Below are 25,718 nucleotides of genomic sequence, written 5' to 3'. Positions count from 1 at the left end.
ATTCGCTCATCACTGCGCCGCCAATGAGGTGCCGGGGATGGTCAACACCTGGCCAATCTTCAACTCGTCGGTTTTCAGGTTATTGGCGCTGCGCAAGGCTGCAGGCGTGACCTGGAAACGGACCGCCAGCATGGCCACGGTATCACCGGGTTGGACACGATGGTCACGCGGGCCCTGGGCGATTTTGCCGGAGTCGCGCAACCAGGCGATATAGGTGCCCGGCGGCGGGTTTTGCTGGAAAAACTGGCGCACACCGGCGCTGATCGAGCGCGCCAGCGCTTGCTGGTGGCTGGCGCTGGCCAGTTTCGACGCTTCGTTGGCGTTGGAGATAAACCCGGTTTCCACCAGGATCGACGGGATGTCCGGCGACTTCAACACCATGAACCCGGCTTGTTCCACACGCTGTTTATGCAGCGACGTCACGCGACCGATATTACTCAGCACTTTCTGCCCGACGTTAAGGCTGGAAGTCAGCGAGGCCGTCATCGACAGGTCGAGCAGCACCCCGGCAAGCATCTTGTCCTTGTCATCAAGGGACACGTTGCCGGCCCCGCCGATCAAGTCGGAACGGTTTTCACTGTCGGCCAGCCAGCGCGCAGTCTCGGAGGTAGCGCCGCGATCCGACAGGGCAAATACCGAGGCGCCAAAGGCAGCGGTTGAAGGCGCGGCGTCGGCGTGAATGGACACGAACAGGTCAGCGCCCTTCTTACGGGCAATTTCGGTACGGCCACGCAACGGAATGAAGTAGTCACCGGTACGGGTCAGCTCGGCGCGGTAGCCTTTCATGCCGTTGACCTGGCGCTGCAGTTCACGCGCGATGGCGAGCACCACGTCTTTCTCATGCTGGCCGCGTGAGCCGGAAGCCCCAGGGTCTTCGCCACCGTGGCCGGCGTCGATCACCACGATAATGTCGCGCTTGCCTGCCGGTGCAGGCGGCGGCGGTGGCAGCTTGACCTGGGGTTGCGAAGGGTTGACCGGCACCGCAGGCACCGTCGCCACGCTTGGCGTTGGCGCAGGCGGCGGTGCGGCGTCGGCGGGGTTGTCGAACAGGTCGACCACCAGGCGGTTGCCGTACTGGGCGTTGGGGGCCAGGGAGAAGCTTTTGGGGGTCACGGCCTTTTTCAGGTCAATGACCACACGCAGGTCGGTCGGCGTACGCTGGGCAGAGCGCATGGCGGTGATGGGCGTGTTGGCGGTGGAGACTTTCAGCGGCGCGGCCAGGCTGGCACCGTTGATATCGATCACCAGGCGATCAGGCGCCGTCAAGGTAAAGACGCTGTGCTGGACCGGGCCAGACAGGTCGAACACCAGTCGCGTGTTATCCGGCGCTCGCCACAGGCGAACACTTTTCACCTGTGAAGCAGCCAGAGCATTGACAGTCATTGCCGCAAGCAACACCCCCACGACAGCAACCAACGCGCGAAAGCGCATACCTAACCCCACCAATTATTTGAATTCCAATGCCAGAGCAGCACACCACGACTCAGCGCGTGGGCTCTGGGGCAACAACTTCAGCTGACGTCCGTGCTCATGCGGCGTAATGGTAATGGTCAGGTCCGGCTTTGGCAAAAAGCCTGTGCCTTTATTTGGCCACTCGATCAGGCACAGCGCATCATCCTCGAAGTAATCACGGATGCCCATGAACTCCAACTCTTCCGGATCGACCAGGCGATAGAGGTCGAAGTGGAAAGCACGCACGTCGCCGATCTCGTAGGGCTCGACCAACGTGAAGGTCGGGCTTTTTACCGCGCCGGTATGGCCAAGGCCGCGAATAATCCCTCGGGACAGTGTGGTTTTGCCTGCGCCCAGGTCACCCTCGAGAAAGATCAACCCGGCCCCTTGCGTGACCTGCGAAATACGCTGGCCCAACGCGACCATGGCCTCTTCATCTGCCAGGAAAAGAATTACTTCAGGCACGGCGACTGCTCCTCCAGCAATTGACGAATGGCGGGGATCAGGTCGCTGGCAGCCAAGCCGCGACCAAAACTACCCTGGCGGTCTCCGGCGGTCGCGTGCAACCACACGGCCAGGCAGCTCGCTTCGTACGCGGGCATACCCTGAGCCAATAGTGCCCCGACCAGGCCGGCCAAGACATCACCGAGCCCCGCCGCCGCCATTGCCGGGTGGCCTTGATCACAACGGGCAAACCGTCCATCCGGGCTGGCAATCAAACTGCCAGCACCCTTGAGGATAGCCACTGCATTGAATTTGTGGCTCAACGCGCGCGCCACCTTAAGGCGATCTGCCTGAACCTCGGCTGTCGATAGCCCCAACAAACGCGCAGCTTCGCCCGGATGAGGGGTAATCACACAGTTGGCCGGCAGCTCGACGCTGCCAGTGGCCAGTTGATTGAGCGCGTCGGCATCCCACACCTGCGGCACGCTGGCATTGGCCGCGACCGACAACAGACTCTTGCCCCAGGCGGCATCGCCCATGCCTGGGCCAATGACGATCACCGAGGTTTTTTCCAGCAGGCCCATCAACTGGTTGGCCGAGCTTACGCCGACGGCCATGACCTCCGGCAGCCGAGCCAGAGCGGCCGGCACGTGTTCCGGCCGCGTCGCCAGCGAGACCATGCCGGCGCCGCTGCGCAAGGCACTTTCGCTGCTCAGCAACGCTGCGCCGCCAAAGCCACGGTCACCACCGATGACCAACAGGTGGCCGAACTGGCCCTTATGGGCGTCCGGGGAACGCGCAGCCAGTTGCGGTAAATGGCCGGGCAACAACAGCTGAACGTCGGTAATTGGGTGTTTTGTCTGAGGCATGCGTCTTCAAGCTCCGATGTCTGGCAGAATTATACGCATCTAACCTGTGGTTTCCCCTGTCTCATGCCTGCTATTACCTCCGATCTGCCCGCTCTCGCCCAATCGATCAAAGACTGGGGTCGCGAGCTGGGCTTTCAACAAGTGGGCATCAGCGGCCTCGACCTGGCTGAGCATGAACAGCACCTGCAACGCTGGCTCGACGCGGGTTACCACGGCGAGATGGAGTACATGGGCGCCCACGGCAGCAAACGCTCCCACCCCGAAGAGCTGGTGCCCGGCACCCTGCGCGTGGTTTCACTGCGCATGGACTACCTACCTGGCGACACCCAGATGGCGCAATTGCTGGCCCAACCAGAAAAAGCCTACATCTCGCGCTACGCCCTGGGCCGCGATTACCACAAGCTGATCCGCAAGCGCGTGCAGCAACTGGCCGACCGCATCCAGGCGCAGATCGGGCCGTTCGGCTTTCGCGCCTTCGTCGACAGCGCGCCCGTCCTGGAAAAAGCCATTGCCGAGCAAGCGGGCCTGGGCTGGATCGGTAAAAACACCCTGGTTCTCAACCGCAAGGCCGGCAGTTATTTCTTCCTGAGCGAACTGTTTGTCGATCTACCGTTGCCGGTAGACCCACCCCACGCCACAGAACACTGCGGCCGCTGCACGGCGTGCCTGGACATCTGTCCCACCAACGCCTTCGTTGGCCCTTACGTGCTGGACGCGCGACGCTGCATTTCGTACCTGACCATCGAACTCAAGAGCGCTATCCCCGAAGACCTGCGCCCACTGATTGGTAACCGGGTATTTGGCTGCGATGACTGTCAGATCGTTTGCCCGTGGAATCGTTTCGCTCGACCTACCGCCGAAAGCGATTTCAAGCCACGGCACAATCTGGATAACGCAGAACTGGCCGAATTGTTTATGTGGGACGAGGATAAATTCCTCAGCAGCACCGAGGGCTCGCCCCTGCGCCGTGCCGGTTATGAGCGCTGGTTACGCAATCTGGCGGTGGGCCTGGGCAATGCGCCCTCCAGCATTCCGGTATTGGAAGCACTCAAGGCGCGGCGGGACTACCCGTCGGAGTTGGTACGCGAACACGTGGAATGGGCGCTGGAGCAACACGCGGCCCGCTAGTGCACATCGTCGTTGTAGACGAACTTGGGCATTTCCCAGTGAAACCGGATCGCCAGCAGGCGTAACAGGAAGCCACTGAACAGCGTCAGCAGAATCGCTTGCTCGCTGGGCAGCTTCAGGTACAGGCACAGCAAGTAGAACCAGGCAGCCAGGAACGACACGCTGGCATACAGCTCGCGGCGGAAGATCAGCGGGATGTCGTTACAGAAGATATCCCGCAGGATGCCGCCGAATACCCCGGTGATGACCCCGCTGACCGACGCCACCAACATGCCGTGGCCCATTTCCAGGGCGGTCATGCAGCCGATCAGGGTGAAGGCCACCAACCCCACCGCATCCAGCGCCAGGAACAGCGAGCGCAGGTGGCGCATCAAGGGCGCGATAAAGATCGTCACCAATGCTGCAACAGAGGTCAGCACCAAGTATTCCGGGTGTTTGACCCAGGTCAGCGGGTAGTGGCCGAGCAACACATCGCGCACCGAACCGCCGCCCAGGGCTGTCACGCAAGCGATCAGCACCACGCCAAACCAGTCCATGCCACGCCGACCCGCGGACAGGGCGCCAGTCATGGCTTCGGCGGTGATGGCGACGAGGTAGAGCATCAGCAACATGATGGCGATCCTGACAGAGAGGCCGGCAGTCTAATCATTTGCCGAGGGCACCAAAAGGGGGCGCTTGGCGATGAACCGCGTCGCCTGTATCGCAGGCAAGCCAGCTCCCACACTTTGAATTTGCGAATGCAGTCAAATGTGGGAGCTGGCTTGCCTGCGATAGCGCACTCACTGGCGCCGCAGAATCAAGCCTTGATGAAATGCTTGCGGTAATGCTGCAACTCGGCAATCGACTCACGAATATCGTCCAGCGCCAGGTGCGTGCTGCCTTTATGGAAGCTGTCTTTGACTTCCGGCGCCCAACGCGCAGCCAGTTCCTTCAAGGTCGACACGTCCAGGTTGCGGTAGTGGAAGTAACTTTCCAGCCCCTTCATGTGCGTATAAAGGAAGCGGCGATCCTGGCAGATGCTATTGCCGCAGATTGGCGACTTGCCCTTGGGCACCCATTTTTCCAGGAAGGCGATAGTTTCGGCCTCGGCTTCGGCCATGCTGATGCGGCTGTCGCGCACGCGCTGGGTCAGCCCGGAGTTACCGTGGGTGCGGGTGTTCCACTCGTCCATGGTGGCGAGTACGGCGTCGCTGTGGTGGATGGCGATCACCGGGCCTTCGGCCAAGGTGTTGAGGTTGCTGTCGGTGACAATGGTCGCCATCTCGATGATGACGTCAGTGTCGGGGTTCAGACCGGTCATTTCCAGATCGATCCAAATCAGGTTCTGTGGGTTTTGCATGGCTTGATTCTCTTGGCACCTTGGCGTAGCCGGGCAGTTTAGCAGGCGGGGGCGTGCTAGACTCGCGACCGTTTTACCCAACTTTTGCATTATCGACACGGAACACCAATGGCCAAACGCCAGCTCAACCGTCGCCAAAACTGGCGCATCGAAAAGATTCAAGGTGAACGCGCCGCCCGCGCCGCCAAACGTGAATCCTCCGCCGTGGAAGCGCTCGAGGGCGGCGACCTGGGCCCCGAACAAACGGGCCTGGTGATCGCGCACTTTGGTGTGCAGGTCGAAGTCGAGGCGCTCGAAGGCGAACTCGCAGGCCAGGTGTTCCGTTGCCACCTGCGCGCCAACCTGCCCGCGCTGGTCACCGGCGACAAGGTGGTGTGGCGTGCCGGCAACCAGGGCATCGGCGTCATCGTCGCCCAGTTGCCGCGCAGCACCGAACTGCGCCGCCCCGACAGCCGTGGGCAGCTCAAGCCGGTGGCGGCCAACGTCGACATGATCGTGATCGTGTTCGCGCCACTGCCCGAGCCCCATGCCAACCTGATCGACCGTTACCTGGTCGCGGCTGAGCATGCTGGCATCCGCCCGTTGCTGCTGCTGAACAAATTCGACCTGATCGACGAGCAGAACGCCCCGGCGCTCAACGCATTGCTGGCGGTCTACCGCACCCTGGGCTACCCGGTGCTGGAAGTGTCGGCTCACCACGGCAACGGCATGGAACAGCTGCAACAGCAGTTGGACGGGCGGATCAGCGTGTTCGTCGGCCAGTCTGGCGTGGGCAAGTCGTCGCTGGTCAACAGCCTGTTGCCGGAAGTCGAAACCCGCGTGGGCCCGCTGTCGGAGCTGTCCGGCCAGGGCACCCACACCACCACCACCGCACGGCTGTTCCACTTCCCGGGCGGCGGCGAGTTGATTGACTCCCCGGGTATTCGTGAGTTCGGCTTGGGCCACGTCAGCCGTAGCGATGTGGAAGCCGGCTTTATTGAGTTCAACGACCTGATCGGCACCTGCCGCTTCCGCGACTGCAAACACGACCGCGAGCCGGGTTGTGCGCTGCTCAAGGCACTGGAAGATGGGCGCGTGCAGCAGCAGCGGATGAACAGCTATCGGTCGATTATTGCGAGCTTGCCCGAGAGCAGCTACTAAGCAGCCCCCACCTCTGTAGGAGCGAGCTTGCTCGCGAAGACCTCAAGCGCAACGCGGGCATCCTGGATACACGCGTTATCGTTGACGTTTTTCGCGAGCAAGCTCGCTCCTACAATGCAGCATCGGTATCGGTGGCCGTTACCGCAGGAATGGATATGTACATCGGCAAATCGCCATCGCAGGCAAGCCAGCTCCCACATTTGGATTGAGGGCGTCAGGTAGATAGGCGCCGGCTGTCAGGCCGTCACGGGAGCAAGCTCCCTCGCCACAGGCCCAGCGTCGCCCCAAAATTGTGTAGATATCTATGACAGCGCAGATACAACAAGGCCGCGATTATCGCGGCCTTGTTGTATCTGGAGCTTAGGACCCCGGTGCAGGCGCCGTAGGATCCTTGACGCCCCCATCATCAAACAGGTTCAGCTTCTGGCGCAGCTCATGGGCCGGCAGCGGCTCCTGCTCCGGCGGCAGCGCGTTCGGATCGGTCGGCACTTCGCCAGGTGCACCGTCGCCCTGGGTTGGTGCCGGTGGTGGCGGTTGATCGCCTTCAATCGCACGCTGGGCTTTTTTGGTCAGCACCACGATGTCGATACGGCGGTTGACCGGGTTGTACGGGTCTTTGGGATCAAACAGCTGCGAGGAGGCAAAGCCCACCACCCGCGCCACTTGCGGGTCCGGGTAGCTGCCGGCCACTAGCGCACGCCGGGCAGCATTGGCGCGGTTGGCCGAGAGTTCCCAGTTGCCGAAATCACCCTGGCCCGCGTAGGGCTTGGCGTCGGTGTGCCCGCTGATGCTGATCTTGTTGGGCACCGCCTTGATGGTGTCAGCCATGGCCAGCAGGATGTCTTCAAAGTACGGCTTCAAGCGCGCACTGCCCGAGTCGAACATCGGCCGGTTGGCGGCATCGGTAATCTGGATGCGCAGCCCCTCGGGGGTGATCTCGAAGGAAATCTGGTCCTTGAACTTCAGCAACTGTGGGTTTTCTTCAACCTTGTTCTGCAATTCCTGCAGCAACAGTTCCAGTCGCTCCTGTTCGACCTGCTCGGCCATGGATTCGACAGTGTCGCGCTCGATCGGGATTTTTTCCTGAGGCGATTCAGTTTGCACTTCCGGGTTGATGGTGCGCTCGGGCGCCAGTTCCGGCGAGCCGCCCAGGTCAATGACAAACGGCGTACCGCTTTCCGAAAAGCCAATCGGGTCCTTGAAGTAGCCGGCGATGGCGATTTTCTGTTCTGGCGTAGCGGTGGACATCAGCCACAACACCAGGAAAAACGCCATCATCGCCGTGGCAAAGTCGGCGAAGGCGATTTTCCAGGCGCCGCCATGGTGCCCCGCAGCGAAGCGCTTGACGCGCTTGATGATGATCGGCTGGTTGTTTTCCATGGCTTAGCGACCGCGAACCGCTTGTTCCAGCTCGGAGAAGCTTGGGCGATGTTTCGGGTACAGCACCTTGCGCCCGAACTCCACGGCCAACGACGGCGGCATGCCCGACGCCGATGCCACCAGGCACGCCTTGATCGCTTCGTAGAGGTTGATCTCTTCCTTGGCATCGTGGGCCAGGGAGGTGGCGAGCGGGCCGAAGAAACCATAGGCGGCGAGAATACCGAAGAAGGTGCCGACCAGCGCCGCACCTACGTGCATGCCGATGGCCGCCTGATCGCCCTCGCCCAGGGACGCCATGGTCACCACGATCCCCAGTACCGCCGCGACAATACCAAAACCGGGCATACCGTCGGCAATGCCGGTCACGGCGTGGGAAGGATGCTCCAGCTCTTCCTTGAGGCTGAACAACTCCATGTCGAACAGGCCTTCCAGCTCGTGAGGCGCCATGTTGCCGGAGGACATGATGCGCAGGTAATCACAGATATACGCGGTCATGCGCTCGTCTTTGAGCACGGCCGGGTACTTGGCAAAAATCGGGCTGGCCGCAGCGTCTTCGATATCGCCTTCGATCGCCATCATGCCTTCACGGCGGCTTTTGTTGAGGATCTCGTAGATCAGCCCCAGCACTTCAAGATAAAACGTGTGGGAGAAGCGCGAACTGAACATGCCCAGGGACTTCTTGACCACGTGCATGGTCATATAGCCTGGGTTGGCCTGCAAAAATGCGCCGAACGCGGCACCGCCGATAATCAGCACTTCGAAAGGCTGGATCAGTGCGGCGATTTTACCGTGGGAGAGGACGTACCCTCCGAGCACACTTGCGATGACGACAATGATGCCGATAATTTTAGCCATAGGAGAGGGGTACTTGCGCCGTCGGGTTCATGGACATATGGGGTGCAGCAGAAAACTCTTGTTCTACTTATCGGCAAAACTGCGCCAGACTATAGCCCGTTAAGGCGAAAAGCCAATTCGGCCCGTTCCGGGCGTGTTGAACGCAAGTGATGATCGCGCCCCAATCATGGCAATTGAAACGACAGTCCCAACAAACCGCCCCACTACCCTCGCCGCTTGGATCAAGTGCCTGGACGACGTGCTGCTGCCCGTGCCGCAGGCCAGCCATGAACGCGTGTGCAAAGCCATTCGCGATAGCCGCAGTTCATTGCGAGATATTGCTGAGTTGATGCAAAACAGTCCGGCCCTGGTGCTGAGTGTGATGCGCGAAGCCAACAGCCACGCCCACGGCAGCCTGACCGAACCTGCAGAAAACCTTGAAGTCGCACTTAACCGTCTTGGCCTCAAACGTGCCGAAGAGTTGTTGGCGCGCCTGCCTTCGGTACCCGCCCGGGAAATCCCCGTGGCCTTGCGTCAGCTGTTGCTGATCAGCCAGCACGCATCCCAGCAAGCCAACGGTTTGTTCGGCAGTCGCCTCGCGCGGCTGTGGCAGGACATCCACTGGGGCAGCCTGCTGTTTCTGTCGCCACTGTGGCCGATGGCCGTCGCCTACCCCAAGCTCCTGGAGGAATGGGAGTTACGGGTGATCCATAAAGGCCAATCGGCGCGCCAGGTCGAGCAACAGCTGTTCGGCGTGCGTTTGCTTGACCTGTGCCTGGGCTTGACCGAAGCCTGGCACCTGCCGATCTGGGTTTCACAGGGCTACAAGTTGCTGTTGGCCGAGCAACGCCTGCTGGTCAAGGCGCTGCACATTGCCCGTCAAGACGACGCCCTGCGCCACCAGCAATTGCTCGATGCCGAGCCCAACCTGCGACGCTGGCTGAACCAGCCGGCCAACACCGTATTGCTGGCCAACGGCCTGGCGATGTCGGCCCAGGAATCCTGGACCTGCCCGCACACTGAGCGCTGGCAATACCTGACGGCGCTGTACCTGCAAACGCCGTTGAGCGATGTGCAACAGCAAGCCCACCAACAAGCGGTGACCAGTGCTCGTACCACCTTGATGCCCGACCTCTGGCACCCGGCGCTGTCGCTGATCTGGCCGTGGCACGTACAGAAAGTCCATCGCGGCTTGCTGCCGGCACCACCGCCCACTGCCGAAGCCTTGGCCGTGTGGCGCACGCGTTGCACCGAGTTGCTGGTGGAGCCGAGCCGCTTTGCCAACGCCATGCACCTGACCACTTGCGCCAAGGAAGCCCTGGTCGCCAGTGGCATGCAGCGGGTACTGATATTCATGGCAGATCGCGCCTTGAGCACCTTGCGTGTACATCAGGCCGACGGCCTGCCCAAGGAAGCGGCTCACCTGAGCCTGGATGTGGTCAATAGCACACTGCTGCAACGCCTGCTGGAAAAGTCCGCCCAGGTACGCCTGAACCCCGACAACCATGCGCAGTTTTCCGCATTGCTGCCACCAATCCTGCGTCGTCTATTTATTGGCGAGCACTTGCTGTTGCGCTCACTGAGCTGCAACGGTCGCGTGGTCATGCTGATCGTGGCGGACCAGGGCGGCGGGCCGTTCTCGGAAACCACCGTGCAGGCGTTCGGCAAAACCGCCCAATGCATCGAGAAAGCCCTGCACAGCTTTACCAACCGCAGCGCCTGATGCTTGCGCTACAATCACCGGCCTTTATCGCCAACATTTGTGCCCAGGAGACCTCACATGCCTGACTTCTCTGGCTTGCCGCTGGTGATCGAATCCGCCGACCTGTTGGGTCGCCTCGATTCTAAGCACTTGATACTGGTAGACCTCACCAGTGTCGCCCGCTACGCCGAAGGGCATATCCCCGGCGCGCACTTCGTTGACCCCAAGCGCACCCAACTGGGACAGCCACCGGCACCCGGCCTGCTACCAAGCAAGGCCGACCTGGAAAAACTGTTCGGCGAACTGGGCCACACCCCGGACGCCACCTATGTGGTCTATGACGACGAAGGCGGCGGTTGGGCCGGGCGTTTTATCTGGATGCTCGACGTGATCGGCCACCAGAAATATCACTACCTCGACGGTGGCCTGCTGGCTTGGCTGGAGGAAGGGCACCCGCTTTCCACCGATGCGCCCCCAGCAGCCGGCGGCCCGGTCAGCCTTACGCTGCACGACGGCCCCACAGCCACCCGCGAATACCTGCAAAGCCGCCTCGGCGCGGCCGACCTGGGGATCTGGGACGCTCGTGGCCCGCTGGAGTATTCCGGCGAGAAAGTGCTCGCAGCCAAGGGCGGCCACATTCCCGGCGCGGTGAACTTCGAATGGACCGCCGGCATGGACAAGGCGCGCAGCCTGCGTATCCGCCGTGACATGCCGCAAATCCTCGAAGACCTCGGGCTGACCAAAGACAAAGAAATCATCACCCACTGCCAGACTCACCACCGCTCTGGCTTCACCTACCTGGTGGCCAAGGCGCTCGGTTATCCGCGAGTCAAAGGTTATGCCGGTTCCTGGGGCGAATGGGGCAACCACCCCGACACCCCCGTTGAGATTTAAGGTTTAAGGACAGTTATGAAAAAGCAGTTGTTTATCCTCAGCCAGTACTTGCTGCCGCATCACTTGCTGTCGCGCCTGGCCGGCTGTATCGCCGAGTGCCGCGTGCGCTGGTTCAAGAACGCCTTCACTGCCTGGTTCGCCAAGCGCTACCAGGTGGACATGTCCCAGGCCCTGGTGGAAGACCTGACCGCCTACGAGCACTTCAACGCCTTCTTCACCCGCGCGCTGAAAGACGGCGCCCGTCCGTTAGATCCAACCCCAGGCGCAGTGCTGAGCCCTGCCGATGGCGCGGTCAGCCAGCTAGGCCCGATCGAACATGGTCGTATCTTCCAGGCCAAGGGCCACAGCTTCAGCGTGCTGGAACTGCTCGGTGGCGATGCGGCAATGGCTGCGCCGTTCATGGGCGGGGACTTCGCGACTATTTACCTGTCGCCCAAGGACTACCACCGGGTGCACATGCCACTGGCCGGTACCCTGCGCGAGATGGTGTATGTGCCAGGGCGGATTTTCTCGGTCAACCAGACCACCGCCGAAAACGTGCCGGAACTGTTCGCCCGTAACGAACGCGTTGTTTGCTTGTTCGACACCGAACGCGGCCCGATGGCCGTGGTGTTGGTAGGTGCGATGATCGTTGCGTCGATTGAAACCGTGTGGGCCGGTTTGGTGACGCCGCCGAAACGCGAGCTGAAAACCTTCCGCTACGACGAAGCGGCCCGCGCGCCGATTCATCTGGAGAAAGGTGCGGAACTGGGTCGCTTCAAACTGGGATCGACCGCCATCGTGTTGTTCGGGCCGGACCAGGTGAAGTGGGCTGAAGAACTGGCAGCGGGTACGCCGGTGCAGATGGGCCAGGGCATCGCCGCTGCTAAAGCCTGATATTGCAGTTGATCGTTCCCACGCTCCGCGTGGGAATGCAGCCCGAGGCGCTCTGCGCCCAAAGCGTGACGCAGAGCGTCACTGGAGGCGCTCCCACGCGGAGCGTGGGAACGATCAGTGACAGTGAGATCGGCTTATAGCTGACCGTCGCGGTCACGCAAGCCCAGCAGATACAACACGCCATCCAACCCCAAGGTCGAAATCGCCTGCTTGGCTGACTGCTTGACCAACGGTTTGGCGCGAAAGGCCACGCCCAACCCGGCAATCGCCAGCATCGGCAAGTCATTGGCGCCGTCGCCGACCGCAATGGTCTGCTCCAGGCGCAAGCCTTCCTTATGGGCCAATTCCTTGAGCAGGTCGGCCTTGCGCTGGGCGTCGACAATCGGCTCCACCGCGACGCCAGTCACTTTGCCATCCACCACTTCCAGCTCGTTGGCGAATACATAGTCAATGCCCAGCTTGGCCTGCAACTGCTTGGCAAAGTAAGTGAAGCCGCCGGACAGGATGGCGGTCTTGTAGCCCAGGCGCTTGAGTTCGGCGAACAGGGTTTCGGCGCCTTCAGTCAGGCGCAGCGACGCGCCGATCGAATCCAGCACGCCAACGTCCAAGCCTTTGAGCAGCGCCAGACGCTCCTTGAAGCTGGCACGAAAATCCAGCTCGCCGGCCATCGCGCGCTCGGTAATCTCCGAGACTTGCTCGCCCACACCGGCCGCCTTGGCCAGCTCGTCGATGACTTCGGCTTCGATCAAGGTGGAGTCCATGTCGAACACCGCCAAGCGGCGGTTGCGACGGAACAGGGAGTCTTCCTGGAAGGCGATATCGACATTCAGTTCCTGGGCCACGCTCAGGAAATCAGCGCGTAGCGCTTGCGCATCAGCCGGTTCACCGCGCACGGAGAACTCGATGCAGCCCTTGCCTTTGTCAGCCGGAGTGTCCAAGGGCATGCGACCCGACAGACGGTCGATATGGTCGATATTCAATCCGTATTGCGCGGTGATCGAACTGACGCGCTGCAACTGCTCAGCCGTTACCTTGCGGGTCAACAGGGTGACGATATGGCGCTTTTTACCCTGGCCTTCGACCCAGTGCTGGTAGTCAGCTTCGGACACCGGGGTGAAACGTACCTGTTGATCGAGCTTATACGCCGTAAACAGGATGTCCTTGAGTACCGAGGAGGCCTGTTCGGTGCTGGGGATCTCCACCAGGATGCCGAACGACAAGGTGTCGTGGATCACCGCCTGGCCGATGTCGAGAATGTTCACACCACCCTGGGCCAGGACGCCGGTAATGGCTGCGGTGAGACCCGGCCGGTCTTCACCCGTGATGTTGATCAGGACAATTTCGCGCAAAGCGCACCCCCAGGCTGGAAAAAAACCGCATTCTACCCACTTTCAGTGACCATCGGGCACAGCCAGCGCTTTGCCGGCCATGGGCCTGTCGCTATACTGCGCGTCAACTTCACGGACCAAGAGCCGAGCGCAAGTGAACCGGCCCACGCCAGTAAAAACCGATAACTTCTTCCTGCTGATCTTCCGGGCACTGCGCCATCGCCGTGTACCGATTGCATTGCGCATCGCCAGCCATAACGTGATCCTGGTCGCTCTGGCCCTGGTGATCTACGCCTGCGTGATGGGTTTGCAGTTCAAGCAGGCCATGCACGAGCAAGCTGACGCCCTGGGCGCGAGCCTGACAACCCAGACTGCCACTTCGGCGACTGAGTTGCTGGTATCCAACGACATCCTCAGCCTCAACGTGTTGCTCAACAACCTGACCAAGAACCCGCTCGTGGCCCACGCCGCTATCTATAGCGTGGACAACCGGATCATGGCCGAGGCCGGGCAACGCCCGAAAAACGGTCTGCTCGGTGAGGCCGAAGGCCTGTATCAGAGTAATATTACGTTCCAGGACGTGAAGGCCGGCCAACTGCGTATCAGCCTTGATATGCAACAGTTCCAGCAGCCGATGACCATCAGCCTGCAAAGCATGGGCATTCTGAGCGCGATCCTACTGGCCTTGGCCCTGGCCTTGAGCCTGCGCCTGGGCCGGCATATCTCCACGCCGTTGATGCAACTGCGCATCTGGCTGCGGGATATCGACGAACACACCCCGGCCACTGATCGCCAGGACGAAATCGGCGACCTCGCGCGCCAGCTCCACGCCAGCTTTGCCCCGGAGCCAAAAGCGCCTGAAGTCGAGCCCGAGCCTGAGTACGACGACGCCGAGGACTACGCCGACGAGCCTGAGTTTGAAGTGCGCGACCTGCGCGACCCAGGCTTCGACGAAAGCGCCCCGGTGGCCGGCCTCAAGCCTGCGCCGCGCCATGTGATCAAGGCCGAGGAAGACGAACTGGACGACGAAGACCCGTTCGCCGACCTGCGCGACACCTCGGCAGCCGCCCCAGTCGCTGCGCCCAAACCCGTTGCGGTCAAGAACGCCGAGCCACAGCACAGTGCCGTACTCGCCGTGCAACTGGGCGCCCAGGAGCAACTGCGCCGCCTGCCCCGTGCCCGCCTGACCGAACTGCTCGAACGCTACCGCGACTGCCTCGACCAGGCCGCTTCGCTCTACCAGAGCGAACTGCACACCCTGAACGATGGCAGCACGCTGATGCTGTTCCACAGTGAAGACAGCGGCGAGGACTACCTGACCAATGCCATCTGCTGCGGCGAGCTGTTGCGCGCCCTGGGCCATGCCCTGCAGATCGAAGTGGCCGACAGCGGCATTACCCTGCAACTGCAGTTGGGTCTAACCGTGGGTGACGATCTGTTTGGCATTAGCCAGATCGACCTGCTACTCACCGAAATCGCCCAGGATGCCCTGGCCTTGTCCCAGCACAGCCGTAACCTGCTGTTGGTGGAGCGCAAGATCAGTGAGGACACGTTGATCCGCCAACGCGCACGTATCCGCCCGATTGCCAGCCCTGAAGGGGCCAGCTGTGTGGAGCGCTTGATGGAGCCGTATCCATCGATGCTGGAGCGGCAATTGGCGCGGATGCATGAGACCCGCAACAAGGGTCGACTCCAAGACTAATGCATTGATGATCACAAGCCCGCAGAGAACGAACACCTGCGGGCTTTCGAGTACTATTTGATTTTCTTGCTATCCACGACATTAATGGTTCGGCGTGGAATCCAGCCTGACCTGACCTGGTCCAAAAGCTGATACCCACTCATTTTAAAGTTGGACCCGACGGGTAGCGGCCTTTCTATCTGGACAGACCATTGTCCAAAACCATCGACAACCGCGTACCCAAGTGGAATTCCGGGCCTGTTCTCCTGATTCAACTCAACCACGGCCCCCACAACGCCAGTGCCTTTTACAAGAGGCTGGCGGCCAACGGTCTGGTTTTCGGCAGGGGTTTCGATAACCGGAGCATCGGGAACCTGCACTACCTGGAAGGTCCTATTCGCCAACCAGCGGGCGATTTTACCGTCAAGCTGCTGATAGCCCGTCATGACAAAGGAGTTTGTGACCGGCAGAGGCTGATCAACCTGCACCGACCAGCGTCCATAGCCATCGACAGTGGTGGTCGCCAAGGCGTTATACGGGTCACCCGATTTGAGCAACACGACGGTCGCGCCCGCAATACCACTACCTGACACAACTGGCCGACGTCCTGTTTTCACACCTTGTGCAGGGGTTTCGATAATCGCCAGATCGGGAGCATCGACAACCTGGATAGTTCTATTGGCCAACCAACCGGATCTTTTCCCCTCAATCGACTGATATCCAGTCATGGTAAAAGCTGGTGGGCTTATCGGCAGCGGATTATCAACCTGCGTGGCCCATCGCCCATAACCATCGACGGTAGTAGTGGCTAAAATATTTTCAGGTTTGTACGACTGCATCAACACAACAGTAGCACCTGCTACACCCGTACCTGTCACAAAAGGCCGGCGGCCCGTTCTGACGCTTTGGGCCGGCGTTTGGATAATCGCCGGGTCAGGTACATCAACAACCTTGAGTGTCCTGTTCGCCAGCCAACCCGAACGTTTTCCATCAAGGGTTTGATAGCCGGTCATGGTAAAGGCGGGTGGACTTATCGGTAGAGGGCGCTCTATGCGCACTGACCAGCGGCCATAGCCATCGACCCTAGTAGTGGCCAGCGGATTGTAAGGATCGTTGGATTTAAGCAACACCACAGTAGCACCAGGAACACCGGTACCTGACACTTGCGGCAGGCGGCCAACTTCGACATTTTGGGCGGGGGTCTCGATTATTGCCGCAGGCACGCTCAGTTCAGCCACCTTGAAGCTGCGATTGCCAGATAACACCGAGGTTCTTCCCCCAAAAGTTTGTCGGGCAGTATAAGAATAACTGCCAACATCATGCACTGACAGCGAGTACACCGACCAGTTGCCGTTGCCATCAGCAATGGCTGTGCCCACGACTTCCTCGGGCTTGGAAGCATTTACTATTTCAATACGTGCGCCAGGCCAGGCAGTGCCGGCAAATACTGGCTGTTTACCGGTGCTGGCCCCCTCGAGAGGGACCGCAATGACGGGAGCGGGGACCGTGGTTGTACAGTAAGGAAAACCCGCCCCATCAAGCGCGACCGCGACTATCGCCTCGTCCGGCCCGGCGCTGCACACAAGCACTTTAACCTTGCCGGAAGAGTCCTCAAATGTCTGCCCCGTAAGTAAGGTAGGATCGTTGGTTCTTGGCGTCTCTGGCGTGGCATCAATCTGCACATTCTGCACGCCTTGCTCCCTCGCATAACGCATCCACACGCCATTGACCCGGTTGTCATTCTCCGGAAAGTTATCAAAGACCGTAGGTTTCCTGTATTCGAGCGACAACAACGGGTAGTAGGCCCCACCGGGCGAATGGGTTTCAGGGATCTTGATCAGGTACAGCTGCGGGCCTTCGCGTCCCAACACCTTCAAACTGTAAAGGCCGGTGCGCGTGATAGTCGTCGCCTGGCCATCATCCAGCCAGCCGACATAGCGGCGGCTGACCGCAGGATAAAGCGTGCCACCACCTGACACTGAGTCACCAGTGTCTCCATACTCAACGTAAGTGCAATCAACAGGCGCACTCACAGACGCGCCATTGCGGGGGCAGCCTATGAGGCTTCCCCCATGACGAAAGCCTAAATTATGACCAAGCTCGTGCTTGTAAACATGCGGTGAGCCTGCCTTGCCAAACACTCCAACATGCCTACCGGGGGTAAAGGCCAAGGCGCCACCGCCACAATTAACGATGTTAATTTCATAGTCGAAATCATCGGGATTAAGGCCATTCTTTTCGGCAGTCTTGCGACCCTCCGCGATAGACGTGGACATAGAGCATCCCTCAGGCTTCGGTCCAGACGTCGCCTCCACTACCCGCCCCTCCAACTTCAGCTTTCCACCGGACGCAGCCAGAATATAAGAGCGTAATGAATTAGGATCAGTAGACAGCGTATGCAACTCCACCTGATCCCTGTCCAACACTCGCTCTCCCTGCCAATGGGTTACCGTGACCAGCATCCTCTTGGTGCCCGTCACAGGGCGGATTATCTGACTCAAGCTTGACAGTTCACCTTCGGCGGGCGGAAGTTCATCATTTTCAAGGCCGCCAAATTCACGATTAACTTCATGGCTACAGCCCATGAGAGCAACACTTAATGCACTACAAAAAAACCAAGCGAGGAAGATCGATATTTTTTTCATGAGTTCAGTACCTTAAGAGATAGGACTGAAATCACACTAGAGACCTTATGCGCAGCTGGATACTGTCAGAATTAACAGGTACGCAGAATTAGGCGCTGGCGTTTTACAGCAGGCATGAAAAAGCCCGCGGGCTTGGCGGGCTTTTTCAAAAATAAATTTCAGATCAGAACCTGAACACTTCCAGATCCGTACGAATCGGCGTGGCCATCGGCATCTTCGGCTTTTCCGGGGCCGCAGGCTTGGCCTGGGCGGGGGCCTGTTTACGCGGCTGCGCTTCGGCAATCGGCGGCTGGTTGGCCAGTGGTTTGAGCGCCACCGACAACTGCTGTGCCAAGTGCTGCAACAGCACACCCTGGGCCTGGACCTGGGACGCAGTGGTGCCGGCGTGTTCTTCCTGCAGGTGCACAATGCGGTTGTCCCGCACCTGCCCGCGACGGTCGATCAGGCGCCACTGTGCATCCAGGATCGCCGGTTGCGACTTGCCGGAATCCAGCCGCGTAATGGTCAGCAACACCTGTACATCCGGGGTGAACCCGGAGGGTCCCGGCGCCAGGACTACTCGCTGGCTGTCTAACTGGCCGGCGACCTGACGCAACATCAACTGGTTGATATCCGACGACAGGCTACCGGCCCAACGACCATCTGTGGAACCTTGCAGGCTGCCGTCGTTCTGACGTTGAAGCAGGGTTTCGCGTTGCAGGTAATCGGCAACGACTACCGGCCCCAGCAATACTGCCATGCCAGCGGTTTGGGCTGGCTGAGCCGGACTTCCGCTGTCCAGCTGGTACAGCGACACCGGTTGATGTGTGCTGCAACCCGCCAACCCCAAAAGGCCAGCGAGCATCAAAAATAGAGGAAGGCGTGGAGCAGTCATCATCCCATCCAAGTGGCTGCCACAAGGCGAACCACAATGTAATACTAAAAATAACCTGAACACGCTCGGCCACGCCGGCGCTGGAAAGGCCATATCATCCGTGAATATGCGCCATGACTCCAGCGCGAAAGCATCGATCTACGCGTTAAATCGTAGATCGAGGCCTCTAGTACCGCTTAAACCGGCGTTTCGACCAGCAAGGCATCCACTCGCTGGAAGCCTCGTGGCAGTTTGTTACCTCGCCGGCCACGCTCACCCTTGTAGTGTTCAAGGTCGTCAGGGCGCAATGACAACGTGCGCTTGCCGGCCTGGAGCACCAGGGTAGAGCCTTCCGGGACCACGGCGATGTCAGTCACATACTCCTCGCGACTGGCCACCCGGTCACCGGGTATCCCGATGATCTTGTTGCCTTTACCCTTGCCCAACTGCGGCAAGTCGCTGATCTTGAACACCAGCAAGCGCCCTTCGGTGGTCACCGACGCCAGCCAGTTGCTTTCACGATCCTCCACCGGCCTTGGCAGGATCACCTTGGCATTGTTCGGCAGGCTCAACAGCGCCTTGCCCGCCTTGTTCTTGGCCTGCAGGTCTTCACCCTTGACCACGAAACCGTAACCGGCGTCGGAGGCGATGACATACAGCGAATCATCGTCCGGCAACAGCACGCACTCGAAATTCGCCCCCGGCGGCGGCGTGAGGCGCCCGGTCAACGGCTCGCCCTGCCCCCGTGCAGACGGCAGGGTATGGGCCGGCACCGAATAACTGCGCCCGGTCGAGTCGATAAACACCGCAAACTGATTGGAACGCCCGGCGGCAGCGGTCTTGAAGCCATCACCGGCTTTGTACGAAAGGCCGGTGGCGTCAATATCATGCCCTTTGGCGGAGCGAACCCAACCCTTTTCCGACAGAACGACGGTAATTTTCTCGTTGGGCAACAGTTCGGTTTCGGTCAGGGCCTTGGCTTCAGCGCGCTCGACGATAGGCGAGCGACGGTCATCGCCATAGGTTTCGGCGTCTTTGATCAGTTCGCTACGCACCAGTTTCTTGAGCTTGGCTTCGCTGCCCAGCAGGGCTTGCAGCTTGGCTTGCTCCTTGAGCAGTGCATCCTGCTCGTCGCGCAGCTTCATTTCTTCCAGGCGTGCCAACTGGCGCAAGCGGGTGTCGAGGATGTAGTCCGCCTGGATTTCGCTCAGCTCGAAACGCGCGATCAGCTCGGCCTTCGGATGCTCGGCGGTACGGATGATATGGATCACTTCATCCAGGTTGAGGTAGGCGATCAGCAAACCGTCCAACAGATGCAAGCGGCGCTCAACCTTGTCGAGGCGGAATTGCAGGCGGCGGCGCACGGTTTGTACACGGAACTCCAGCCATTCCACCAGCAGATTGCGCAGGTTCTTCAACTGCGGCTTGCCGTCCAGGCCGATGATATTGACGTTGACCCGATAGCTGGACTCCAGGTCGGTGCTGGCAAACAAATGCTGCATCAACACTTCATGATCCACCCGGCTGTTGGTCGGGATGATCACGATACGGCACGGGTTCTCATGGTCGGACTCGTCACGCAGGTCGGCCACTTGCGGTAATTTCGACGGCTTGGCCTGCATCAACGCGGCGATCTGCTCCAGCACCTTGGCACCCGATACCTGGTGCGGAAGCGCCGTCACAATAATGTCGCCGTCCTCAATGTGGTACACGGCACGCATACGCACCGAGCCCTTGCCCGTTTCGTACATCTTCAGCAGGTCGGCGCGCGGCGTGATGATCTCTGCTTCGGTCGGGTAATCCGGGCCCTGGATATGCTCGCAGAGCTGCTCGACCGTAGCCTTGGGCTCATCGAGCAAGCGCACGCAGGCGGTGGCGACTTCGCGCAGGTTGTGCGGCGGCACGTCGGTGGCCATGCCGACCGCGATACCGGTGGTGCCATTGAGCAGGATATTCGGCAAACGCGCCGGCAACACCAGGGGTTCGTCAAGGGTGCCGTCAAAGTTCGGCCCCCAGTCGGCAGTGCCCTGGCCCAGCTCGCTGAGCAGCACTTCGGAATAACGCGACAACCGCGCCTCGGTGTAACGCATGGCGGCGAAGGATTTGGGGTCATCCGGTGCCCCCCAGTTACCCTGGCCGTCCACCAGGGTATAGCGGTAGCTGAACGGCTGGGCCATCAGCACCATCGCTTCATAGCACGCCGAATCGCCGTGGGGGTGGAACTTACCGAGCACGTCACCGACGGTACGCGCCGACTTCTTGTGCTTGGAATCGGCGTCCAGGCCCAACTCACTCATGGCGTAGATGATGCGCCGTTGCACGGGCTTCAGGCCGTCGCCGATATGCGGCAAGGCACGGTCCATGATCACGTACATGGAGTAATTGAGGTAGGCATTTTCGGTGAATTCAGCCAGCGACCGGCGTTCTACGCCATCTAAGCTGTCTGCGAGGATGTCACTCATGCGGGCCTCATCATGGGGTAAGGCGCAGCGGAACTGCCGCTGCGCTGATTCAATTCAAAAAAATCTCGACTCATGGCTGGGCACTCCAGCCGCCATCCGGAGCGGCAAAACGATAGACCATCGGACGTTTTTCACCATCGTCACGCGGGCCGAAATTGTTATCGATCCCGACCCAGGCACCGTCGGCATCCACCAACAGGGCCTCAGCCAGGCCATACGACTGTGGGTAACGTCGCTGTGGCGTCAGGGTTTCGTCGGCAAACGACCAGCACAGCTCAACCTTGGCCGTGAGCGGGTCGCGCCGGCAGATCTGAAACGCATTACGCTCCAGGGTAAACAGCTTGCCGTTGAACAGCGACAAGTCGGCAAAGTCCTTGGACACGGCCTTGGCGTTGGGGAACTGCGCCGGCTGCACTTCCTGGCCGGCCTCGCTCAACAATACACAACGACCATCGCAATCCCATACGCTCTGCCCACGCTTGATCGAGACCAGGCCACGGCGTTCACGCTCGGCAGCCAGCCAGATCTGATTGCCTTCAGGGTTTACCGCCAGGCCTTCGAACAAGGCATTAAAGTGCAGCAACATGCCACTAGCCCTGGCTTCACGCACCATGCCCGGCGCGATTTTCAACCACTCCGGCGCGCCCGTCGCGGGCACCTGCAACACCGCGGCATGGGCTTCGCTGACAATGTAACGGTTGCCTGCGGCATCACAGCTGATGCCTTCAAAGTCCAGGTCACCACCACGTATGAACGAAGCGGCCTTGGTGCGCGAACGCAAGCCCCAAGGCAGGCCGGACTCGGGCACGGGCGGCACGTCGATCTTCAGCGCTTGCGCGCTCCACGTCGGCGCACGGGTGTCCAGGCGGTAGATCTGGTCGTCATCGCGGTCCGAAACCGTCCACAGCTCGTTGCCACACAACGCCAGGCCCGACAGGTTCCCGCCGCGCATGCCGTCAACCGGGTGTTCCGAGACCAGCTTGAGCTCTGCCACGCTGGCTGCGGCCACCTGGGTGACCGCCAGCCCGCTCAACATCAGGATCGCCAGGGCGAAGCCTGTGCGCATCAGCCCAGAACCTCGGCCAGGTTGCCTTTGGATTCAAGCCAGGTCTTGCGGTCGCCAGCGCGTTTCTTCGCCAGCAGCATGTCCATCATTTCCGAGGTGGCGGCGAAGTCTTCCAGGGTCAACTGCACCAGGCGCCGGGTGTTCGGGTCCATGGTGGTTTCGCGCAGTTGCGGCGGGTTCATCTCACCCAGGCCCTTGAATCGCGTGACCTGTGGCTTGCCGCGTTTCTTCTCGGCCACCAGGCGGTCGAGGATGCCATCGCGCTCGGCTTCGTCCAGAGCGTAGAAAATTTCCTTGCCCAGGTCGATGCGGTACAGCGGCGGCATGGCGACGTAGACGTGACCGGCATCCACTAATGGGCGGAAGTGCTGCACAAACAACGCGCACAGCAAGGTAGCGATGTGCAGGCCGTCGGAGTCGGCGTCGGCGAGGATACAGATCTTGCCATAGCGCAGCTGGCTCATGTCCGCTGCACCCGGGTCGACCCCGATGGCCACGGCGATGTTGTGCACTTCCTGGCTGGCCAGCACTTCGCTGCCGTCGACTTCCCAGGTGTTGAGGATCTTGCCGCGCAGTGGCAGGATCGCCTGGAACTCCTTGTCCCGCGCTTGCTTGGCGGAACCGCCGGCGGAGTCACCTTCGACCAGGAACAGCTCGGAACGCATCGGGTCTTGCCCGGCGCAATCGGCCAGTTTGCCCGGCAGTGCCGGGCCCTGGGTGATGCGCTTGCGCTCGACCTTTTTGCTGGCCTTCAAGCGCCGGCCGGCGTTGTTGATCGCCAGCTCCGCCAGGGCCAGGCCCAGCTCGGGATGCTCGTTGAGCCACAGGCTGAAGGCGTCCTTGACCACGCCAGAGACAAACGCCGCTGCCTCGCGGGACGACAGGCGCTCCTTGGTCTGGCCGGAAAATTGCGGTTCCTGCATCTTCATCGACAGCACGAACGCGATGCGCTCCCACACGTCTTCCGGCGCCAGCTTGACGCCACGCGGCAACAGGCTGCGGTATTCGCAGAATTCACGCATGGCATCCAGCAAGCCTTGGCGCAAACCGTTGACGTGGGTGCCGCCCTGGGCCGTGGGGATCAGGTTGACGTAGCTTTCCTGCACGCTGTCGCCACCTTCGGGCAACCACAGCAGCGCCCAGTCCACCGCTTCTTTATTACCCGAAAGGCTGCCGCAGAACGGCTCGTTGGGCAGGCGTTCGAAGTCGCTGACCGAGTCTTCCAGGTAGGAACGCAGGCCGTCTTCGTAGTGCCACTCGACCTTCTCGCCGGTGCCTTTGTCTTCAAAGCTGACCAGCAGCCCCGGGCACAGCACGGCCTTGGCCTTGAGCACGTGCTTGAGGCGGCTGATGGAGAATTTGGGCGAATCGAAATACTTGGGGTCCGGCGCAAAGTACACGCTGGTGCCGGTGTTGCGCTTGCCAACGGTACCGATCACTTCCAGGTCGGTGGCTTTGTAGCCATCGGCGAAAGTCATCTGGTACTCGTTGCCATCGCGCTTGACCTTGACCCGCACCAGGGTCGACAGCGCGTTGACCACGGAAATACCCACGCCGTGCAAACCGCCGGAGAACTGGTAGTTCTTGTTGGAGAACTTGCCGCCGGCATGGAGCTTGGTAAGGATCAGCTCGACGCCCGGCACACCCTCTTCGGGGTGAATGTCCACCGGCATGCCACGACCATCGTCGGACACTTCCAGGGAATGGTCGGCGTGAAGGATGACTTGCACCGACTTGGCGTGCCCGGCCAAGGCTTCGTCGACGCTGTTGTCGATGACTTCCTGGGCAAGGTGGTTCGGCCGACTGGTGTCGGTATACATGCCGGGGCGTTTGCGCACCGGGTCGAGGCCCGAGAGGACTTCGATGGCGTCGGCGTTATAAGAGCTAGCGCTGGGAGTGGCCATGGGGTCTCGTCGTGAGTCGTTCGATTAAAAAGTGACCTGCGATTTTCTACAGTGACGAAAAATCGAAGGATTGAAACTGATCTGCGCCAATGCCGGCAAAACACAACAGTGCCGGCAATTGCTGGGCGAACCCCTGGTAGCCATGGTCGCCACCGGCCTGGATGCGCAAGGCGCAGGCCCGGTAATACTGTTGGGCCAGGCGATAATCCAGGGTTTCGTCCCCGGTCTGCAACCACACCTGATAACGCGCGGCATCCTGGGGCGCCGGTACTTCCAGCTCGGCCAGGGCCGTGACGTGGTCCTGTGTCAATTCCCAGGTCTCATCGGTGTAGAGGTTCTTCTGGGTGCCCAGGTAACCGTCGAACATCCGATGGGGACTGACCGCCGGGTTGACCAGCAACGCCTTGAGACCATGGCGTTCTGCAAGATGGGTTGCATAGTAGCCGCCGAGTGAGCTGCCGACCAGCAGTGGCCGGCCCAGTTGCGCAATCGCTTGCTCCAATTGAAGAATCGCCTGACGAGGGTGGTGATGCAGCGCCGGTACACGTAGCTGGTCGGACAGGCCGAGGGTGCCCATCACAGTGGTCAACTGGCTGGCCTTGTTGGAAGCCGGCGCACTGTTGAAACCGTGGATATACAGGATCGAAGCGGACATGCCGGGCTCTCCGTGCTGGGGCCAAAGAGGCGCAGTTTACAGGGAATGCAGGCAGAAGCGGACCCAATGTGGGAGCTGGCTTGCCTGCGATGGCGGCGATTCAGTCAACGAGTCAGCGCCAGGTACACCGCCATCGCAGGCAAGCCAGCTCCCACCCTTTGATCAGTGTTTGCAGGTCTTAATAGCCGTTGCTGCCGTAATCGACGGTGAACGCAAAGCCGACCAAACGCTCCACCCCCGTCTCCAACCGTCCGTCGCCATGCAAACGCAACCAGCGATAACCCGGCGCCTGCTCGCTGACCTGGAAATCCTCACTTCCCGGCGCGAACTGGATACAGGTGGACGGCGAAGCCAGCAGTCGCACCCCGTTGCGCTCGCCGTCGATCTCCTGATGCACATGGCCCCAAAGCAATGCCTTGGTCTGCGGGAAGCGCTCAAGCACGGCAAACAGCGCCTCGGGGTTGCGCAGGCCGATAGGCTCCATCCACGCACAACCGATGGGCACCGGATGATGGTGGAAACACACCAGGTGATGGCGGTCCGGCGCTTCGCTCAAGGCCTGCGCCAGCCGTTGCAGTTGCTCGTCTTGCAAGTAGCCCGGCACCGACCCGGGTACCGCCGAATCCAGCAGGGTGATACGCCAGTTGCCGATATCCACCACCGGTTCGAGCAAATCACTGTGCATGGCAGCCTGGGCCATGACCTGCGGTTCGTCGTGGTTGCCGGGAATCCAGCGCGCCGGGGCGCCAAGGGGAGCGGTCAAATCGCGAAACTGCTGATAGGACGCCAGCGTGCCGTCCTGAGACAAGTCGCCGGTCGCCAGTATCAGGTCGATGGCCGGCTGTTGCGCACGCACCAGCTCGACCACCCGCTGCAGGCTTTCACGGGTATTCATGCCCAGCAACGTGGCGTCAGCGTCGGCGAACAGGTGACTGTCGGACAACTGCACCAGCAACACGGCATCAGGATTCACGGCGGATACGCTCGGCAAGGCGCTCTCCCTGGCAACTACAGGAATGGACATTTGGCGCGATTATGCTGGGGCAGGACACAAAGAGGAAACCCA

Annotated in this window: 21 protein-coding genes; 6 read left to right on the top strand and 15 right to left on the bottom strand. The window is 60.7% G+C overall.

The features are described from left to right. Nucleotides 1-9: 9 nt before the first annotated feature. The 3 genes from BT204_RS05365 to BT204_RS05355 are packed head-to-tail and all read right to left on the bottom strand — an operon-like array spanning nucleotide 10 to nucleotide 2,765. On the bottom strand, nucleotides 10-1,431 hold the full coding sequence (locus BT204_RS05365; RefSeq protein WP_003188054.1) for an N-acetylmuramoyl-L-alanine amidase: 1,422 nt from the start codon (nucleotides 1,429-1,431) through the stop codon (nucleotides 10-12). A gap of 15 nt (nucleotides 1,432-1,446) precedes the next feature. Beyond that, nucleotides 1,447-1,917, bottom strand: coding sequence for a tRNA (adenosine(37)-N6)-threonylcarbamoyltransferase complex ATPase subunit type 1 TsaE (gene tsaE, locus BT204_RS05360; RefSeq protein WP_072445890.1), 471 nt, complete (start codon nucleotides 1,915-1,917; stop codon nucleotides 1,447-1,449). Further along, entirely contained in the window at nucleotides 1,905-2,765 is an 861-nt protein-coding gene (locus tag BT204_RS05355; RefSeq protein WP_072445888.1) for an NAD(P)H-hydrate dehydratase, read from the bottom strand. The genes tsaE and BT204_RS05355 overlap by 13 nt, the downstream gene beginning before the upstream one ends. A gap of 63 nt (nucleotides 2,766-2,828) precedes the next feature. On the opposite strand from BT204_RS05355, the gene queG reads away from it, so the two are divergent. Further along, nucleotides 2,829-3,893, top strand: a complete 1,065-nt coding sequence (gene queG, locus BT204_RS05350) for a tRNA epoxyqueuosine(34) reductase QueG (protein WP_034125645.1) — start codon at nucleotides 2,829-2,831, stop codon at nucleotides 3,891-3,893. Here queG and BT204_RS05345 read toward each other — a convergent pair. Beyond that, nucleotides 3,890-4,507: a trimeric intracellular cation channel family protein gene (locus BT204_RS05345; RefSeq protein WP_169918769.1), complete on the bottom strand. Its 618-nt coding sequence runs from the start codon at nucleotides 4,505-4,507 to the stop codon at nucleotides 3,890-3,892. The genes queG and BT204_RS05345 overlap by 4 nt on opposite strands. 182 nt (nucleotides 4,508-4,689) lie before the next feature. Continuing rightward, entirely contained in the window at nucleotides 4,690-5,232 is a 543-nt protein-coding gene (orn, locus tag BT204_RS05340; protein ID WP_003171343.1) for an oligoribonuclease, read from the bottom strand. 108 nt (nucleotides 5,233-5,340) lie between these two features. Here orn and rsgA point away from each other — a divergent pair, with 108 nt between their 5' ends. After that, complete coding sequence (gene rsgA / locus BT204_RS05335) at nucleotides 5,341-6,372, top strand: small ribosomal subunit biogenesis GTPase RsgA (protein WP_003188044.1); 1,032 nt, start codon at nucleotides 5,341-5,343, stop codon at nucleotides 6,370-6,372. A 360-nt stretch (nucleotides 6,373-6,732) separates the two neighbouring features. On the opposite strand, the gene motB is transcribed toward rsgA, so the two are convergent. Together motB and motA are read right to left on the bottom strand one after the other, a co-directional pair. Continuing rightward, nucleotides 6,733-7,752 (bottom strand): flagellar motor protein MotB, encoded by a 1,020-nt coding sequence (gene motB, locus BT204_RS05330; RefSeq protein ID WP_072445886.1) that lies wholly within the window; start codon nucleotides 7,750-7,752, stop codon nucleotides 6,733-6,735. A gap of 3 nt (nucleotides 7,753-7,755) precedes the next feature. Further along, on the bottom strand, nucleotides 7,756-8,607 hold the full coding sequence (gene motA / locus BT204_RS05325) for a flagellar motor stator protein MotA (RefSeq protein WP_003188041.1): 852 nt from the start codon (nucleotides 8,605-8,607) through the stop codon (nucleotides 7,756-7,758). A 166-nt stretch (nucleotides 8,608-8,773) separates the two neighbouring features. On the opposite strand from motA, the gene BT204_RS05320 reads away from it, so the two are divergent. From BT204_RS05320 to asd, 3 genes are read left to right on the top strand one after another with little or no spacing between them, the layout of a single operon-like run. Beyond that, complete coding sequence (locus tag BT204_RS05320) at nucleotides 8,774-10,309, top strand: HDOD domain-containing protein (RefSeq protein ID WP_072445884.1); 1,536 nt, start codon at nucleotides 8,774-8,776, stop codon at nucleotides 10,307-10,309. 57 nt (nucleotides 10,310-10,366) lie between these two features. After that, complete coding sequence (locus tag BT204_RS05315; RefSeq protein WP_054918863.1) at nucleotides 10,367-11,182, top strand: rhodanese-like domain-containing protein; 816 nt, start codon at nucleotides 10,367-10,369, stop codon at nucleotides 11,180-11,182. A gap of 15 nt (nucleotides 11,183-11,197) precedes the next feature. Then, nucleotides 11,198-12,058, top strand: coding sequence for an archaetidylserine decarboxylase (gene asd, locus BT204_RS05310; RefSeq protein WP_054896259.1), 861 nt, complete (start codon nucleotides 11,198-11,200; stop codon nucleotides 12,056-12,058). Between the two features lie 134 nt (nucleotides 12,059-12,192). On the opposite strand, the gene serB is transcribed toward asd, so the two are convergent. Further along, nucleotides 12,193-13,407: a phosphoserine phosphatase SerB gene (gene serB, locus BT204_RS05305; protein ID WP_003188034.1), complete on the bottom strand. Its 1,215-nt coding sequence runs from the start codon at nucleotides 13,405-13,407 to the stop codon at nucleotides 12,193-12,195. Nucleotides 13,408-13,540: 133 nt separating this feature from the next. Here serB and BT204_RS05300 point away from each other — a divergent pair, with 133 nt between their 5' ends. Continuing rightward, complete coding sequence (locus tag BT204_RS05300) at nucleotides 13,541-15,088, top strand: HAMP domain-containing protein (RefSeq protein ID WP_054896258.1); 1,548 nt, start codon at nucleotides 13,541-13,543, stop codon at nucleotides 15,086-15,088. Nucleotides 15,089-15,141: 53 nt separating this feature from the next. Here the strand turns inward: BT204_RS05300 and BT204_RS05295 are convergent, their stop codons facing one another. The 7 genes from BT204_RS05295 to cpdA form a co-directional block, all read right to left on the bottom strand. After that, the gene (locus BT204_RS05295; RefSeq protein ID WP_072445882.1) at nucleotides 15,142-17,712 is read right to left on the bottom strand and encodes an Ig-like domain-containing protein; all 2,571 of its coding nucleotides are present in this window, start codon (nucleotides 17,710-17,712) and stop codon (nucleotides 15,142-15,144) included. Nucleotides 17,713-17,875: 163 nt separating this feature from the next. Next, on the bottom strand, nucleotides 17,876-18,589 hold the full coding sequence (locus BT204_RS05290) for a PqiC family protein (RefSeq protein ID WP_032873461.1): 714 nt from the start codon (nucleotides 18,587-18,589) through the stop codon (nucleotides 17,876-17,878). A 173-nt stretch (nucleotides 18,590-18,762) separates the two neighbouring features. Further along, nucleotides 18,763-21,027 (bottom strand): DNA topoisomerase IV subunit A, encoded by a 2,265-nt coding sequence (parC, locus tag BT204_RS05285; RefSeq protein WP_020301636.1) that lies wholly within the window; start codon nucleotides 21,025-21,027, stop codon nucleotides 18,763-18,765. 70 nt (nucleotides 21,028-21,097) lie between these two features. Further along, entirely contained in the window at nucleotides 21,098-22,093 is a 996-nt protein-coding gene (locus BT204_RS05280) for an esterase-like activity of phytase family protein (RefSeq protein WP_072445880.1), read from the bottom strand. Next, entirely contained in the window at nucleotides 22,093-23,997 is a 1,905-nt protein-coding gene (gene parE, locus BT204_RS05275; protein WP_003188026.1) for a DNA topoisomerase IV subunit B, read from the bottom strand. Before parE ends, BT204_RS05280 begins: the two co-directional genes overlap by 1 nt. Before the next feature lie 46 nt (nucleotides 23,998-24,043). Next, entirely contained in the window at nucleotides 24,044-24,652 is a 609-nt protein-coding gene (locus BT204_RS05270; RefSeq protein ID WP_014716651.1) for a YqiA/YcfP family alpha/beta fold hydrolase, read from the bottom strand. A 178-nt stretch (nucleotides 24,653-24,830) separates the two neighbouring features. Continuing rightward, a complete protein-coding gene (gene cpdA / locus BT204_RS05265) occupies nucleotides 24,831-25,643 on the bottom strand; it encodes a 3',5'-cyclic-AMP phosphodiesterase (protein ID WP_034125637.1) in 813 nt (270 codons plus the stop codon). Nucleotides 25,644-25,718 lie beyond the last annotated feature (75 nt).

The sequence above is a fragment of the Pseudomonas sp. NFPP02 genome, from assembly GCF_900119355.1.
GTDB lineage: Bacteria > Pseudomonadota > Gammaproteobacteria > Pseudomonadales > Pseudomonadaceae > Aquipseudomonas > Aquipseudomonas paracarnis.
This window is presented reverse-complemented; position numbering and strand designations above follow the sequence as displayed.

Bases quoted from the DNA above. Each gene is read 5' to 3' on its own strand.
- BT204_RS05365 (WP_003188054.1), bottom strand. From the start codon at position 1,431: ATGCGCTTTCGCGCGTTGGTTGCTGTCGTGGGGGTGTTGCTTGCGGCA.
- BT204_RS05355 (WP_072445888.1), bottom strand. From the start codon at position 2,765: ATGCCTCAGACAAAACACCCAATTACCGACGTTCAGCTGTTGTTGCCC.
- queG (WP_034125645.1), top strand. From the start codon at position 2,829: ATGCCTGCTATTACCTCCGATCTGCCCGCTCTCGCCCAATCGATCAAA.
- orn (WP_003171343.1), bottom strand. From the start codon at position 5,232: ATGCAAAACCCACAGAACCTGATTTGGATCGATCTGGAAATGACCGGT.
- rsgA (WP_003188044.1), top strand. From the start codon at position 5,341: ATGGCCAAACGCCAGCTCAACCGTCGCCAAAACTGGCGCATCGAAAAG.
- motB (WP_072445886.1), bottom strand. From the start codon at position 7,752: ATGGAAAACAACCAGCCGATCATCATCAAGCGCGTCAAGCGCTTCGCT.
- motA (WP_003188041.1), bottom strand. From the start codon at position 8,607: ATGGCTAAAATTATCGGCATCATTGTCGTCATCGCAAGTGTGCTCGGA.
- BT204_RS05320 (WP_072445884.1), top strand. From the start codon at position 8,774: ATGGCAATTGAAACGACAGTCCCAACAAACCGCCCCACTACCCTCGCC.
- BT204_RS05315 (WP_054918863.1), top strand. From the start codon at position 10,367: ATGCCTGACTTCTCTGGCTTGCCGCTGGTGATCGAATCCGCCGACCTG.
- asd (WP_054896259.1), top strand. From the start codon at position 11,198: ATGAAAAAGCAGTTGTTTATCCTCAGCCAGTACTTGCTGCCGCATCAC.
- BT204_RS05295 (WP_072445882.1), bottom strand. From the start codon at position 17,712: ATGAAAAAAATATCGATCTTCCTCGCTTGGTTTTTTTGTAGTGCATTA.
- BT204_RS05290 (WP_032873461.1), bottom strand. From the start codon at position 18,589: ATGATGACTGCTCCACGCCTTCCTCTATTTTTGATGCTCGCTGGCCTT.
- parC (WP_020301636.1), bottom strand. From the start codon at position 21,027: ATGAGTGACATCCTCGCAGACAGCTTAGATGGCGTAGAACGCCGGTCG.
- BT204_RS05280 (WP_072445880.1), bottom strand. From the start codon at position 22,093: ATGCGCACAGGCTTCGCCCTGGCGATCCTGATGTTGAGCGGGCTGGCG.
- parE (WP_003188026.1), bottom strand. From the start codon at position 23,997: ATGGCCACTCCCAGCGCTAGCTCTTATAACGCCGACGCCATCGAAGTC.
- BT204_RS05270 (WP_014716651.1), bottom strand. From the start codon at position 24,652: ATGTCCGCTTCGATCCTGTATATCCACGGTTTCAACAGTGCGCCGGCT.